Source organism: Amycolatopsis sp. TRM77291 (assembly GCF_054166285.1).
Map to the genome: position 1 here is coordinate 3,183,959 of NZ_JBSZHF010000001.1, position 14,152 is coordinate 3,198,110.

The following is a 14,152-nucleotide window of genomic DNA, read 5'->3' on the forward strand; positions in this document are numbered from 1 at the left end:
CCCAGACGCCAGACGTCCCGAAAGTGGCTTTCGCGACACCTTACGCCTCAGACGCCGGCGATCTGCTGGATCCAGGGCCGGTACCGCGTGATGTTCGTGTACGCGGTCGTCGTCTGCCGGTCGCTCGTCGACGCGACGCCGACCTGACGGCCGGAGGCGAACATCGGGCCGCCCGAGTCCCCGCCGGCGGTGATGCCGTCGCCGCGGCGCGCGCACACCGCGATGCCGCCGTTGTAGTCACGGCAGGAGACCGACGTGACCGACACGTTGGCGACCTTCAGATAGCGGGACTGGCAGTTGATCTCCGAGCCGCACTGGCTGGTCGCGCCCCAGCCGTAGACCTGGACGGTCTGCCCGACCGAGACGTTGGCGGTGGTGCCCAGCGGCGAGTACGTGGCGTTCACCGGAGCGGTGAGCCGCACGATCGCGAGGTCGGCGCTCGGGTGCCGGGTGACGGTGGAGCCGGTGGCCATGGTGCCGCCGCTCTGCTGGTCGAGACTGCCGATCCGGAAGGTGAACGTACCGCTGCTGGCGACGCAGTGCTTCGCGGTCAAGATGTACTGCGGCGCGATGATCGTCGAGGTACAGGTCTGCCTGCCGTTGGCGAAGAGCCTGGCCGCCCACGGGCCGCTCGTCGCGTTCTGGCCGCCGATGATCATCGGCTGGACGTCGGAGGACGGTTCCGCGGCGGACGCCACGGGGGCGGTGACGCCGAGCAGCGCCGCGAAGGCGGTGCCGGCGATCAGGGCGAAGGAGCGCAGTCGCATGGTTCCGACTCATTTCTGCGGCCCGGGTTCGGCCGCGCGATGGGGACGGGTGTGCTGATTCTGGGGCGCCGCAAGAGGAACCTGACACCGACGAAAGTCGTGCAGTGGATACCTATCTCCACGCCGCGACGACCACTAAGTGGCGCTCTGGGTACCGGAAACGCCCGCCGGTTACGACGACCGGTGTCCGTCCACTTGAGACAGACGGCGGCATAACCCCAGGGACATAACCCGGCTCCGGGGCTTTCCGAAATCCGGGTCCGCCGCCAGAATCGCAGCATGACCACAGCACAGTGGACCCCGACCTACGGCGACCCCTTCGAGCCGGTGCCCTACCGCCCGGCGCGTGTGTCCGCGGAAGAATCGCTGGCCACCGCCGCCGAGTTGCGCCGCCGCATGGACACCCGCCGCACCGTGCGGATGTTCTCGACGGACCCCGTGCCCGAGCAGGTGGTGGTGGACGCCATCGCGGTGGCGGCGACGGCGCCCAGCGGCGCGCATCAGCAGCCGTGGACGTTCGTGCTCATCAGCGACGCCGAGACCAAACAGCGGATCCGGGAGGCCGCAGAGGAGGAAGAACGCGTTTCGTACGAGGGCAGGCTCGGCGAGGAGTGGTTGTCCGCCTTGCGCCCGCTCGGCACCGACGCCGTCAAGACCCATCTCACCGACGCCCCGTACCTCATAGTGGTCTTCCAGCAGCGCTACTTCCTGGACGAGGACGGCACCAAGCACAAGCACTACTACGTCGACGAGTCGGTGGGCATCGCCGTCGGCATGCTGCTCACTGCGCTGCACCTGTCCGGGCTGGCCGCGTTGACGCATACGCCGTCGCCGATGCGGTTCCTCGGCGAGCTGCTCGGGCGGCCGCAGAACGAGAAGGCGTTCGCCGTCATCCCCGTCGGTTATCCGGCGGACGACTGCGTGGTGCCGAACCTCGTGCGCAAGTCGATCGACCAGGTGCTGATCCGCCGGTGACCGTCGGCGCGGCCCGGGTGTGCGCGCACCCGGGCTGCGCGAAACACCCAGCAACACGCAGTCAAACTGCTCATTAGTGCAGTTTACTGCACACTTTGGCGCATCTCTTGACATATCCGGCGGCGATTGGACAAGGTCTGGGCACCGAAGGCGACACGAAGGAGTGTTCTTCATGGCCGACCTGCCCTCAGTCTCCCGGCGGACACTGTTCGGTGGCGCGCTCGCCGCCGGGGCGCTCGCCGCGATCCCGACGAGCGCGACCGCCGCGGAAGAGGCGGAAAGCGCGCCCCGCCGTCCCGGCCAGCGCAGCATGATCGGGGTCCCGTTCGAACGGCACCAGACCGTCCGGATCGCGCTCATCGGTCTCGGCAACCGCGGCATGTCCATGATCGGCGGGTGGAGCGCCGTACCGGGCGCTGTGGTCACCGCGGTCTGCGACATCCGCGCCGAGCGCGCGAAGGCCGCCGCGGACAAACTCGCCGCCGTCGGGCGCCCGCGCCCGGCCGAGTACGGCGGATCCGCCGACGCCTACCAGAAGATGCTCTCCCGCGACGACATCGACCTCGTCTACATCGCCACCCCGTGGGAGTTCCACTACCCGCAGGGCAAGGCCGCACTCCTGGCGGGCAAGCACGTCGGCGTCGAACTGCCCATCGCCACCGAGCTCGGCCAGCTGTGGGATCTCGTCAACACCAGTGAGCAGACCCGCAAACACCTGTTCCTCGCCGAGAACTGCAGTTACGGCCGCAACGAGCTGGCGATCCTCAAGATGGCGCACGCGGGTGTCTTCGGCGAGGTCACCAACGGACACGGCGGCTACCTGCACGACCTGCGCGAACTGCTGTTCTCCGACACGTACTACACCGACGCGTGGCGCCGGAAATGGCATACCCGCAGCACCGCGAGTTTCTACCCGATGCACGGTCTCGCGCCGATCGCGGCCTGCATGGACGTCAACCGAGGTGACCGGTTCGCCACGCTGCGCGCCACGGCGACCGAGCCGAAGGGGCTCGCCGACTACCGGAAACGCCATATGCCGCCGGGTCATCCGTCGTGGAAGGAGACCTACATCAACGGCGACCTGGTGACCTGCCTGATCGAGACCGAGCAGGGGCGGATCATCCGGGCCGAGCACGACGTCAGCTCGCCGCGTCCGTACAGCCGCATCAACAGCCTCGCCGGCAGCCGCGGCATCGTGGAGGACTACCCCGCCCGCATCTACGTCGAGCCCGACCACAGCGGCCACGCGTGGAAGGACTTCGGCCCGTATCGCGAGCGTCACGACCACTGGCTGTGGAAGAAGCTCAAGGACGACCCGAATCTCGGCGGGCACGGCGGCATGGACTACGTGCTGCAGTGGCGGATCGTGCAGCAGATGCGCGCCGGACTGGTGCCGGACATCGACGTCTACGACTCGGCGGCCTGGTGCTCCCCCGTGCCGTTGAGCGTGGTCTCCCTCGCTCGCGGCGGGAAGCCGGTCGCGGTGCCGGACTTCACGCGCGGCGGCTGGACGAAGCCGCGAGCGGGGCTGGACTCACAGCCTTCGGAGATGCCCGGCTAGGACTCGCGGCCCGGGAGCGGACGCTCATGTCGCGAAAGCCACATTCGGGACGCGAAAGCCACTTTCGGGACGTCAGACGTCCCGAAAGTGGCTTTCGCGACACCTTTGACCTGCCCGGCTAGGACGTCGAATAGCGAGGCACGACCCGGTAGACGCGGAGGTCCTTCGGGGTCCCCTTGGCGCGGAAACTCCGGCGCGGTCGCACGATGACCGCGCCGGGGTCCAGCTCGTCGACGACGCTTCCGCTGGCCAGCACCTCGTCGCCGTCGGCGGCGGCCATGATGCGGGCGGCGATGTTCACGTCGACGCCGAGGTAGTCGTCGCCGACCCGCCGCGGATTCCCCCGGTGGAGCCCCGCGCGCAGGTGCGGGAGATAGCCCTCGGCCTTGATCACACTGACGGCGGAGCACGTCTCGTAGGCGGCGTTCACCGCCTCGCCCGGGTCGGCGAACACGGCCATCACGCCGTCGCCGAGTCCCTTTACGATGCTGCCGCGATGCCCGGTGACGACCGATTCGGTCACCTCGGCGACCGAACGCAGCAGCTCCAGCACGCGCTCGTCCCCCGCCTGCAACGCCCAGGTCGAGAAGCCGACCAGATCGGTGAACAGCACCGTGATCCCGTCCGCGGACACCGGCGGCGCACCCGACCGGCGGACGGCCTGCCAGGCCTGTACGGCGGCCAGCCCCAGCTCGCGGGTCGCACTGGGCCGGTCCGCGCCCGCCTCGGCGAGCAGCCGGGCGAGCCGGTCGGACGAGCGGCCCGTCGACGGCGCCAGCGGGTCACCCGGGACCAGCCTGCGGAGGAACCGCGCGCCGCGCACCAGTTCGCCGCGCTGATCCGTCGCGCGCAGGAACCTGCGGGTGCGGCGGTGCCACGGCTCGGGTCGTTCGGTCACGATCAAGACACTAGCCCGCGCACCCCCGGGCCTTCGCACCTGTCACCGAGGTGACAAGAACACGGACGGTATTTCCCCTTTCCTTCTCCGTATGACAATTCACGAACTCGCCATTTCCCCTACACGTGACAAGATCGAAGCGTAAAGAAAAGGCGAGAGATCTTTTCCTTTCCTCGTTGGTGACTTTCCACCTACATTCGGCTTCGAGCCCATTCAACGACGAAAGGACCAGACATGACGAAAACCCTCGTACGGAAGGGTGTTCGGCGGTTCTGCGCGGCCGGGATCGCGGCCGCGGTCGCCGGGACGGTCATGCTCGCCGCGGCGGGAACCGCTGCCGCCGTCGAAAAGAATCTCACGTACAAGGGCGGCTTCCCCATCATCGGCGACCAGAAGGTGGCGGTGGTCGTGAAGGCGGAAATCCCGGCGGCCGCGAAAGCCGGGGAGCCGGTTTCGGTGCCGTTCACCCTCGACGTCGACGCCGGTCAGGCCGCGGGCGACGGGCTCCGGCTCGTCGGCGCCAAGAAGCTCTCCGGCACGATCAGCTCGAAGGTGAACATCGCGCTCGGGGAGCAGAAGATCTCGATCCCCATCGAGCTGCCGATCCCGGACACCGAGGTACCCGCCGAAGGACCGCTGAAGTTCACCGCGGAGGGCAAGGTCGACTTCACCGTCCCCGCGGGCACCCCCGCCGGTGAGGCGACCAGCAGCGTGGACGCCGCGGCGACCTCGCATATCGTCACCGACAGCTCGCTCGGCGAGTTCGACGTCCAGCTCGCGCTCGACCCGCCCGACCAGGACGCCGTCCTCGGCAAGACGACCATCAGCTGATCCCCGCGTCTTTCCCCCGGCTCGGCGAGCCGGGGGAAAGACGCGTCTTGACCTCCAGCGCACTGGAGGTCGCAAGCTGTCGATCATGTGGATTTGCGACAGGTGCGGTATCGAACATCCAGCCACCCCCGAGCCACCCCGATGCGTGCTAGACCGCGGCGAAGTCGGCATCGAGGAAGCCGGCGACCTCGGCGCGCACACCGGACGCTGGTGGACGCACGAGGAACTGATCTCCGTACCGCACCGGACCGTGTACCGCGATCACGGCCGCGGCCTGCACAGCATCAAACGGGAGCCGAACTTCGCGATCGGGCACTGGTCGTTCATCGCGGTGACCCCGGCGGGCACCCTGCTGTGGGATCCGCCGTCCTGGTTGGACACCGAGGTGCTCGACGTCGTGCGCGGGCTCGGCGACGTCACCGTGATCGCCACCAGCCACCCGCACATGTTCGGCGCGCAGCTCGGCTGGAGCCGCGCGCTGGGCGGGGTCCCGGTACTGGTCAACGAACGCAACCGCGAATGGCTGCCCGCCCCCGACCCGGCGTTCGAGTTCTGGGACGAGCACGTGGAACCCTTGCCCGGCCTCGAACTGATCCGGCTCGGCGGGCATATGCGCGGCAGCGCCGTGGCCAGGACGCCGGACGGCAGCATCCTGGCCGGGGACACGATCTCGGGCGGGCTCGCGCCGGACTGGGTGTCGTTCCAGCGCAACTTCCCCAAGCACGTCCCGCTTTCGGCGGCCGTGGTCCGGCGGATCGTCGACCGGCTCGATGAATTCGCCTACGACCGCCTCTACACCCTCGGCGGTGACACCATCGACCGGGACGCCCGCGCGGTGGTCCGCCGAAGCGCCGAAACCCATATCCGGTGGGTGAACGGCGACTTCGACCACCTCACTTGATCGCGCGTTTGTCCTTCCCGCGGAAGGTCAGCGCGATGACACCCGCCATCGCCATGAAGAACGCCACGGCCCACATCCCGGCGCGGAAACTCCCGGTCAGCCCCTGCAACCAGCCGGTGAGGTAGGGGCCGACGAAGCCCGACAGGTTGCCGAAGGAGTTGATCAGGCCGATCCCGGCGGCGGCGCCGACCCCGGTCAGGAAGGCGTTGGGCAGCTGCCAGAACACCGGGATCGCGGTGAACACGCCGACCGCGCAGAGGGTCACCGCGATCATCACCCACAGCGGCGAGCCGAGATACAGCGCGCCCGCGATGGCGACCGCGCCGACGAACGCGGCGATGGCGACATGCCCGGCCCGTTCGCCGGTGCGGTCGGAATGGCGGGCCCACAACACCATGGCGACGGCCGCCACGGCGTACGGGATCGCCGTGATGAGCCCGATCTCCACGATGCTGTAGTTGGTCTGGAACTGTTCCTGGAAGCCCTTGATCACCTGCGGGAGGAAGAACGCGAGCACGTAGAGACCGAAGATGATCCCGAAGTAGACGGCGCTCAGCGCGAGCACGCGCGGGTCGGTCAGCGCCGACCGGGTGCTCACCTCCTTGCCGACCTCACGGACGTCTTCCGCGTCGATGGCCGACTGCAACGCCGTGCGCTCCCCCGGGGTCAGCCACTTCGCGTCCTTCGGCTTGCTCGGCAGCAGGAAGAACACCGCCACCCCGAGCAGGATCGACGGCACACCTTCGGCGAAGAACATGAAGCGCCAGCCGGCGTCGAAGCCGAGGACACCGTCGCCGTGCTTGATCAGCAGGGAGGAGACCGGGCTGCCGATGACCGACGAGAGCGGCACCGCGAGGAAGAACAGCGCGACGATCTTGGCTCGCTGCTTACGCGGGAACCAGTAGGTCAGGTACAGGATGATGCCGGGGAAGAACCCGGCCTCGGCGATCCCGAGCAGCACCCGGACGATGTAGAAGCTGACCTCGCCCTGGATGAACGCGGTGGCCGAGGCGACGATGCCCCAGGTGACCATGATCCGCGCGATCCAGATCCGGGCGCCGACCTTGTGCAGGATCACGTTGCTGGGCACTTCGAAGAAGAAGTACCCGACGAAGAACAGGCCCGCGCCGAGCCCGTAGGCGGCCGAGCTGATGCCGAGGTCCGCGTTCATGGTGAGCGCCGCGAACCCGACGTTGACCCGGTCCAGATAGTTGAGCAGATAGAGCAGCCCGAGTAACGGGACCAGCCGGATCATCGCCTTGCGCACCGCCGGGGCGGTGGACACCTCTGCCGTCTGTTCGTCCATCCGCGGGAGTGTAGAGGGCGATCAGAACAGCGGAGGCAGGAACGCACCGAAGTTTCCGCCGGCGGCCCGATCGGCCGGATCCGGATCCACCTGGACCGTGTCGGGGTTCCGCGGGTCGTAGGTGACCTTCACCGTCGAGCCGCGGGCGGGGGCCTGCAGCGGCGGGGTGATCATCCTGGTCACGACGGTCCGCTCGCCGCCGTCCGTGGGGAACCGGACCCGCACGGTGAACCGCGGATTCCCCATCACCCAGACGTTCGTGAACTCGACGCCGAGCACCTCTCCGATCACCTGCCTGCCGGTCTGAGCGAGTGCCTGCGCGCGGTCGTCCGCCTCCGCCTTGGTGACGAACGCCCGTCCCAGCACCATGATCATGACCAGCGCGGTCACCCCGGCCACCGCCGGGACGAGATACGGCTCGTAGTAGACGATCCAGTCCACTTCGGTCCACGGTTCGGACGGCAGCCGCTTCCCCACCGCCTCGGGCGGTGTCCAGGACGGGATCGCGGCGCCGCTGCCCAGCGCGATGCCGAGTGACGCGGCGAGACTGCTCGCCCGGAAGCCGACACCCATGCCTCGCAACGACATCCCACCGCCCCACAGCATCGCGAACCCGAGTGACGAGGCCACCGTGATCGAGACGCTGAAGAACAGGACGAGCGAAACCGCCGGGCCCGCGTCGGGCCCCCACGCGTCGACGCGGTTCAGCGACATCAACCGGAAGCCGTCCAGCAGCCCGAGTGCGCCCGACCAGCCGACCGCCGCCCAGGCGAGCGTCGTCGGCACGCCGAGCAGCCACAGGCGCAGGCCGGGGCGGCGGTTCTGCCGGGGGTCTCCCGGCAGGCCGAACTCGAAGGTTCCGAACATCGTCTGCCGCCTAACCGATCGGGCCGAACACGGCGACCTTCGACGGGTCGGCGGGGTCGACGCGGGCTTCGTGACGGGTGCCGGGCGCGTACTGCTGGATCGTCGCCAGCGGCGCGATCAGCCGCGTCACGGTCCGGTACGTGGTGCCGTCGGCGCGGGTGACCTCGAGCATCGCGGTGTACTGCGCCTGCCCGGCGATCTTCCGGCCGGTCGGCTCCAGCTCGCGGACCACCAGGGTGGCGGGCTCGCAGGTGTCGTACAGGCGCCGCAGTTCGGTGCCGTAGGCCTGGAGTTCCTGCTGCTGACGCAGTTGCTCGTCCATCGGCAGGGCCAGGAACGCCGCCATGTCCGGGTCGGCGTTCAGGCTCCGGAAGGCCTGCGCGGCCAGCTGCGGCGTCGGCAGCTGCGGGGTGATGTCGTGGCCCTGCGCGGCGGCCGCCTGCCGGAACTGCTCCGCGTGACGCTGGAAGTCCTGCGCGCCCCGTGCCATGCCCTGCTGCGTCGCGTCGTTGATCTTGTCGCGGATCTTCTTGAACATCGGGTGCCGCCTTTCGCCGTGTCGTTCGTGCTGGACACAGCTTCGGCGGACCGGTCCGCTACCGAACCCAGGTTTTCCCGTCGTCGGTCGCGTCGAGGCAGGTCAGCGCCGCCCAGAAGGCCGGCGAGGCAGCCGGTTCCGGCTTCTCACGCCAGCGGGCGAGCCGGGATCGCTGCCAGGCGCACAGTTCGGAGACCGGGTCTTCCCCGGCGAGCGCGGTGTCGACGGCGATGACGAGATCGGACATCGGGTCCGAACCCGGCACGGCGGCGGAAGTCGGCAGCGCCCAGACCGTGGCGGCGACCAGTCCCGCTCCGGCGGCGACGGCGGCGAGCAGCACGCCGAACGGTTCGGCCAGGCCGAAATCGCTCGCGCTGGCGCAGCCGATCAGCGCCACCCGTGCGGGCATGGTGTCCATTTCGGACAGTGCGAGGTCGGCGGCGGTGAACGGCCGGTGCGCGCCGATCGGCGCGGCCGTGCCGGGAAGATCGGCGGAACAGGACAGATGGAGCGCGGTCTGCGCGCCGTACTCGTCGCGGACGCGGCTGACGTGCCCGACGAACACCAGCCGGGAACAGGGGCCTGCCAGGAGTTCGGCGAGCAGACGGCGGTCGGTGTCGGTGCGGCGGACCAGATCGAGCCCTCGTCCGGCGGCGGGCAGGACCGGGCCTTCGGCGAGCCGCTCGTCGAGATGACGGATCAGCGGCGACGTCTCGTCCTGTTTGCCCAGCACGGAACCCAGCTCGCCGAACGCGCTCTGGCCGGGGATCCGCGGGTCGAGCAGGTAGATCGGCGGGCCGTCGGCGGCGAGTGGACGGCGCGGGATCGCGGCGGGGGCGAGCAGCGAGACGTCGGCGACGTCGAGAACGCGCTCGTCACCGTCGAAACAGAGGCCGATCTCGTCGATCTCCAGCACGCGACCTGCCCGCCGGTCGGGCAGGGCCAGTAGTCCCCACGGGACACCGGCCAGGCTCGGAGACGGCTGGATCCGCAGGAGCGGGCGGGTTTCGGCGCGCCGGAGCCTCTCGACGAGGTCCGCGGGCAGAAGGTTGAGAGCGAGGGCGCGCGCAAGACGTTGTTCACCGGCGAAGCTGCCGAAGGCGTCTTCGCTCAGCGAACGCCGGACGGCGTCGGCCACGCTCTCGCCTTCGCGCGGTGTGGGAGACGCGGCGTCCAGGCACTGGCGAGCGGTCGCGACCAGCGCGAATTCGATCGGATGGGTGTGGACGGTGTCGAGGTCCTCGGTGGTCCGCCAGGTGAGGAAGGTGTGGCCGGCGTCGGCGTACCGCAGGAGGAACGTCTCGCGCCCGGGCTTCGCGGACGGCCAGGTCTCGACGGTTCCGGTGACCGCGTGCGGCAACCGATATCGCTCGGCGGCGAGCCGGAGCCACGGGTCCAGCTCCATGTGCGACGAGGGTGACCAGCGCAGCGCGGGTGGCGGGGCGAGCCGCAGCGGAAGCGACGACGTCACGGAACCCAGCGCCGCCAACGGAAGCCCTTCGGCGACCGGGCCCACTTCGAGAGCGGGCAGTCCGCCGGTGAGGTCGAGCGAACGCCCCTCCACGCCCGTGTACGCCCCGACGGCGCAGGTGCGTTCGATCAGCTCGGCCGCCAGCCTCGTCTCCTGGAGCCGCGCCAGCAGCGCCATCAGCAGTTCGGTCGCGGGCCCGGCGACGTCGCGGGCCCAGGCCGTGCGTGCCCGCGGCGAGGTGAACTCGAACCGGTACTCCGCCGCCGCGAGCGCCAGCGGGAGCAGCAGGTCCAGCACGGCCGGGAGGTCTTCGCCGTGCGCGAAGCCGATCGTGGCAGCGACGAAATCCGTGTGCAGGCGGTCCGACCAGTCCCCCGACGTCCGCGCCGACTCCCGGGCGCGGTTCACGCGCTCCCCCGCCGTCGCCCAATCGCCTTCGGCCATCGCGCACCGGGCCAGCGCCACGTCGAGACGCCGCAGGCCCGGAACGTCGGCGTTGGCCGTCCAGATCTTTCCCGCGTGCTCGAACTGCTCCCTGGCCTGCGCGACGTCACCCGCCATCAGCAGCAGGGCGCCCAGCGCGTGGCTCGCCTCCGCGACATCGCCGTTCAGGCCCGCGTCCACGAGTTGGTCGCGGGCGGCGACGATCGTGGCGACCGCTCCGGGGAAGTCACCGGCGAAGGCACGGTCGGCGGCGAGCTCGATGCTCGCCCTGGCGGCCAAGGGACGGCCTTCGTGCTGCGCGCTCAGCCGCAGCAGATCCGCGCGCGCGTCGGCGTCTTCGCCACCCGCCTGCCGGACGCGGGCCCGCTCGGCTCGTGCCATCGCCTGCAGCGCCGCCACCTGCCCGCGGACCTCGTCGATGTCCGCGATGGCGTCCAGCGCCGTCAGGATCTCCTCGATCGCGGCCCGCGCGCCCGCCATGTCCCCGGCGGCGATCTGGACGCGCACGTCGAAGATCCGCAGCTCCAGTTCGTCCGCGCCGTGCACGTCGAGCAGCTCGGGCGGGTACTGGTCCGGCCCCTCGTCCTTGCGCAGCGCCGCCCGGCGGCGTTGCCCGGCGATCAGCTCACGAGCCTTGGCGACGTCGCCTTCCTCCGTACACAAGGAGATGAGCACGCGCTCGGCGACCTCCCGGGAGCCTTCGATCATCCGGAGTTCGGCGTACTGTCCATAGTGGACGATGGCGGTGGTGCTCACCTTGAACGCCTGGAGTACGGCTTCGGCGCACTGGCGGGCGTTGCGCAGGTCACCGGCGGAATAGCAGACGGTGGCCAGATCGCTGACCGCGGCGAGGTCCAGGTCCGTGCGGTCGAGCCGCTGCGCGATCTCCCGCATCTTGCCGTACGTCCGGTGCGCGCCGGCGACGTCGCGGGTGACGGCGAGCCGTTTGGCCTTGTCCTGGAGTTCGATCGCGTCGACGAGCAGCTTCCGGTACTGGCGTTCGGACAGCGAGCAGGCGGGCAGCTCGCCGTACGGTGCCGGGTCGAGCCCGAAATGCCGCGCGACACAACGACAGTTGTAGCCATGCGAGGTCGCCGGACCCAGTTCGGGCGGAAGCGGCCGGTCCGGCCGGTTCCGGGGCGGTGGCATGCCGACGAGCACGTCAGAACTCCTCGTCGGCGGAAGCGGCCGCCGCCCGTTCGGCGAGTGTCCTGGCCGCCGCCGGGCGAGCCCGGACGAACGCGACCACCTCCGCGCGGTCTTCCGCCGTGGTCCCGGCGACGCCCTCGTCCGCGACGCCGACGGCGACCACGATCTGTCCACTATGGATACCGGCGGCGAGCCTCGTCGCGGTTTCGTCCAGCTCCGCCGTGCCGGAGAACCGCCCCGCGCCCAGTTCCAGCGGCACCTCCGCGAACGGCTCGCCCGCGTGACTCGCGAACGCCGTGATGGCCGCGGCGGCGAACGCGCCCGCGACGACGACTTCGAGTCTCGTGGCGGCCGCGGCCGCGACGATCCGCCAGGTCACCGTGTCCTCACCGGCGTCCAGGATCCCCGGTGGCACGCGCGCCCAGTCGACACTCGCGCGTCCGATCGCCAGCACCCCTTCGCCGGGTGCGAGCGGATCGAGCCCAGCGGCCAGCGCATACGCGCGTTGGCCGGGTGTCGCCGTTTCCAGGCGTGCCGACACTTCGGCCGCCGCTTCGGCTCGCACGACGTCGTCCTGATCGTCGAACCAGGCGGCGAGACGGGCGCACAGTCCCCGGACTTCCTCCGCGACCGGCGGAGCCGCCGCCAGGAGGGCGCCGTCCGCGGTCGCCGCGTCGAACAGCTCGGCCGGGGACGCCTCGAACCCGTCGAGAAGACCTTCGGCCAGGTCCTCGACGTCGGCCGTCGCGACCGCCGTTTCAAGGTCCAGCAACGCCGGGTCCAGCGAAGGGATCCCGAGCGACGGGCCGGCGGGCCACCAGCGACGGAGCCACAGCAGCAAGGCGAGCCTGCCGAGTTCCGGCCGTGCGGCGACTTCCGCTTGACCTTGGCCGAGTGCGAGGAGAGTGGCTTCCGCGCCGACCAGCCGCGTCAGCCACGGTTCGGCGGCCCCGGCGTCGGTGAGTTCGACGTGCATCGTGGCGGTCCGGCCGGCGAGGAGATCGGCCAGGGCGAAGCGGATGAGCGCTCCGTCGGCCGCGATGACGGGTGTGTGCACCGGATGCGTCACGACACGGCCTCCAGATCCGGCAGTCGGGCCATGAGCGCGCGCCGCACCTTCGTCCGCAGATCCAGCGAGGTGGAACGGACCACTCCGGTGACGAGGTCGCGTACGTCGGCGGCATCGGCTGGAAGGTCGCCTCGGACGTCGAAGCCGTGCAGCCGGACCCAAAGCCTGCCTAGGAAGTGCTTGGCGAACTCGCGAAGATCGCGCAGGAGTTCGGCGTCGGGCCGCGGAGTGAGCGGCGTGGCACCGGCCAGGGCTCGGCGAGCGTGCAGGACGTACCCCTCCCGGGCGACTTGCGCGTTGAGCTGCCGCGCGAATTCGGGAACACCGGCGGGAGCCGCGCCGTCGAGCGGCCGCAGCGCGGGCGCGAGGACGACGCCGAGCGCGAAACACGCGGCCAGCGCGGGTGAACCGAGCCCGAATCCGGCGGCGACCCTGGTGAGTTCGTCGTCGACGAGGTCTTCGACGGAAACCCGCTCGTCCGGGGGAAGGCGGCGCAGAGTCGCGCGTACCCGCCGCTCGACGCTGCGCTCCAGGAGTTCGGTGCCGGTTTCGCCACTCCGGTTCAGTGGCGGGACGGCGGTGCGATCCCCGCGCTGCAGACCGAGATCCGGTGCGCGCAGCCCGGAAATCCCTTGGACGACTTCGCTCAGGGCACGGGCTCCGCCCGGCTCCCGCAGCGTCAGCCCGAGAGCGTGCCCGGCGGCCGAATCGGCGAGAGCACGCCAGGCGGGGTCGGAAATCCCGTCGACGAACGCCCGGAGTGCGGTGATGTCCTGCGATACGGCGGTTTCGGCGTGCCAGCGGCGCCGCAGTTCGGCGGTCAGCCCGGCCGAGTGCCGAGGATCCGAGAGATAGGCGGTGAGCTGATCGACGCCCACCGCGCCGCCCTCACCGTGCAGATCCCGCAACGCCGCCGCGGCCGTCTCCGCCGCGTCCGGACCCGGCGAGCCGAAACCCGTCGCCAGCTCGTAAGCCAGCGGGAAACACACGTCCTGGACGTTGCCCGCCGTGATACGCAGAGCGCGGCGCTGCCGTTTGAGGTGGGTGAACCACGCGGCCGTCGCGCGCAGCCTGTCCGCGTCGGCCAGCAGCGTTTCCGTCAACTCGGCCACCGCGACCGGGTCCAGCACCGGACGGCCGAGCCGGGGCCGCGCCGCGGTGCGGATAACCAGCGGGTCGATGATCTTCTTGATCGTCCGGGTCAGCGGGCCGCCGTCGGCCGACGACAGGACCTCCACACCGGGGATGCGCGCCCATGCCTGCGCGAGAACGGCCGACCGCAGCCGGGACTCGCCCGATCCCGTCGTCAATCGCCCTCCCCACGCTCCGGCCGCAACTCTATCCGAGCCGACCGTTCGGCCTAACTTTCGTCCGT

12 protein-coding genes are annotated in these 14,152 nt (G+C 70.3%); 4 read left to right on the forward strand and 8 right to left on the reverse strand.

Annotation, left to right across the window (positions count from 1 at the left end):
• Positions 1 to 47: 47 nt before the first annotated feature.
• Entirely contained in the window at positions 48 to 767 is a 720-nt protein-coding gene (locus ACXIZN_RS15000; protein WP_126736969.1) for a S1 family peptidase, read from the reverse strand.
• A gap of 279 nt (positions 768 to 1,046) precedes the next feature.
• Between ACXIZN_RS15000 and ACXIZN_RS15005 the strand changes: the two genes are divergently transcribed.
• Positions 1,047 to 1,742: a nitroreductase family protein gene (locus tag ACXIZN_RS15005; protein ID WP_126736970.1), complete on the forward strand. Its 696-nt coding sequence runs from the start codon at positions 1,047 to 1,049 to the stop codon at positions 1,740 to 1,742.
• A 172-nt stretch (positions 1,743 to 1,914) separates the two neighbouring features.
• Positions 1,915 to 3,303, forward strand: coding sequence for a Gfo/Idh/MocA family protein (locus tag ACXIZN_RS15010; protein WP_457955099.1), 1,389 nt, complete (start codon positions 1,915 to 1,917; stop codon positions 3,301 to 3,303).
• A 118-nt stretch (positions 3,304 to 3,421) separates the two neighbouring features.
• On the opposite strand, the gene ACXIZN_RS15015 is transcribed toward ACXIZN_RS15010, so the two are convergent.
• Positions 3,422 to 4,207: an adenylate/guanylate cyclase domain-containing protein gene (locus tag ACXIZN_RS15015; RefSeq protein WP_126736972.1), complete on the reverse strand. Its 786-nt coding sequence runs from the start codon at positions 4,205 to 4,207 to the stop codon at positions 3,422 to 3,424.
• Between the two features lie 228 nt (positions 4,208 to 4,435).
• On the opposite strand from ACXIZN_RS15015, the gene ACXIZN_RS15020 reads away from it, so the two are divergent.
• On the forward strand, positions 4,436 to 5,032 hold the full coding sequence (locus ACXIZN_RS15020; RefSeq protein ID WP_192744704.1) for a DUF6801 domain-containing protein: 597 nt from the start codon (positions 4,436 to 4,438) through the stop codon (positions 5,030 to 5,032).
• Positions 5,033 to 5,177: 145 nt separating this feature from the next.
• Entirely contained in the window at positions 5,178 to 5,933 is a 756-nt protein-coding gene (locus tag ACXIZN_RS15025; RefSeq protein ID WP_457955100.1) for a hydrolase, read from the forward strand.
• Here ACXIZN_RS15025 and ACXIZN_RS15030 read toward each other — a convergent pair.
• From ACXIZN_RS15030 to ACXIZN_RS15055, 6 genes are read right to left on the reverse strand one after another with little or no spacing between them, the layout of a single operon-like run.
• Positions 5,926 to 7,239: an MFS transporter gene (locus ACXIZN_RS15030; protein WP_126736974.1), complete on the reverse strand. Its 1,314-nt coding sequence runs from the start codon at positions 7,237 to 7,239 to the stop codon at positions 5,926 to 5,928. The two genes, ACXIZN_RS15025 and ACXIZN_RS15030, sit on opposite strands and share 8 nt — an antisense overlap.
• 21 nt (positions 7,240 to 7,260) lie before the next feature.
• Positions 7,261 to 8,106: a DUF3592 domain-containing protein gene (locus ACXIZN_RS15035; RefSeq protein WP_457955101.1), complete on the reverse strand. Its 846-nt coding sequence runs from the start codon at positions 8,104 to 8,106 to the stop codon at positions 7,261 to 7,263.
• 10 nt (positions 8,107 to 8,116) lie between these two features.
• Positions 8,117 to 8,644 carry a hypothetical protein gene (locus tag ACXIZN_RS15040; RefSeq protein WP_457955102.1) on the reverse strand — a complete coding sequence of 176 codons (528 nt, stop codon included), beginning with the start codon at positions 8,642 to 8,644 and terminating at the stop codon, positions 8,117 to 8,119.
• Between the two features lie 58 nt (positions 8,645 to 8,702).
• Entirely contained in the window at positions 8,703 to 11,720 is a 3,018-nt protein-coding gene (locus tag ACXIZN_RS15045; RefSeq protein ID WP_457955103.1) for a hypothetical protein, read from the reverse strand.
• Between the two features lies 1 nt (position 11,721).
• Entirely contained in the window at positions 11,722 to 12,777 is a 1,056-nt protein-coding gene (locus ACXIZN_RS15050) for a hypothetical protein (RefSeq protein WP_457955104.1), read from the reverse strand.
• A complete protein-coding gene (locus ACXIZN_RS15055; RefSeq protein WP_457955105.1) occupies positions 12,774 to 14,087 on the reverse strand; it encodes a hypothetical protein in 1,314 nt (437 codons plus the stop codon). Before ACXIZN_RS15055 ends, ACXIZN_RS15050 begins: the two co-directional genes overlap by 4 nt.
• Positions 14,088 to 14,152 lie beyond the last annotated feature (65 nt).

Bases quoted from the DNA above. Each gene is read 5' to 3' on its own strand.
- ACXIZN_RS15000 (WP_126736969.1), bottom strand. From the start codon at position 767: ATGCGACTGCGCTCCTTCGCCCTGATCGCCGGCACCGCCTTCGCGGCG.
- ACXIZN_RS15005 (WP_126736970.1), top strand. From the start codon at position 1,047: ATGACCACAGCACAGTGGACCCCGACCTACGGCGACCCCTTCGAGCCG.
- ACXIZN_RS15010 (WP_457955099.1), top strand. From the start codon at position 1,915: ATGGCCGACCTGCCCTCAGTCTCCCGGCGGACACTGTTCGGTGGCGCG.
- ACXIZN_RS15020 (WP_192744704.1), top strand. From the start codon at position 4,436: ATGACGAAAACCCTCGTACGGAAGGGTGTTCGGCGGTTCTGCGCGGCC.
- ACXIZN_RS15030 (WP_126736974.1), bottom strand. From the start codon at position 7,239: ATGGACGAACAGACGGCAGAGGTGTCCACCGCCCCGGCGGTGCGCAAG.
- ACXIZN_RS15035 (WP_457955101.1), bottom strand. From the start codon at position 8,106: ATGTTCGGAACCTTCGAGTTCGGCCTGCCGGGAGACCCCCGGCAGAAC.
- ACXIZN_RS15040 (WP_457955102.1), bottom strand. From the start codon at position 8,644: ATGTTCAAGAAGATCCGCGACAAGATCAACGACGCGACGCAGCAGGGC.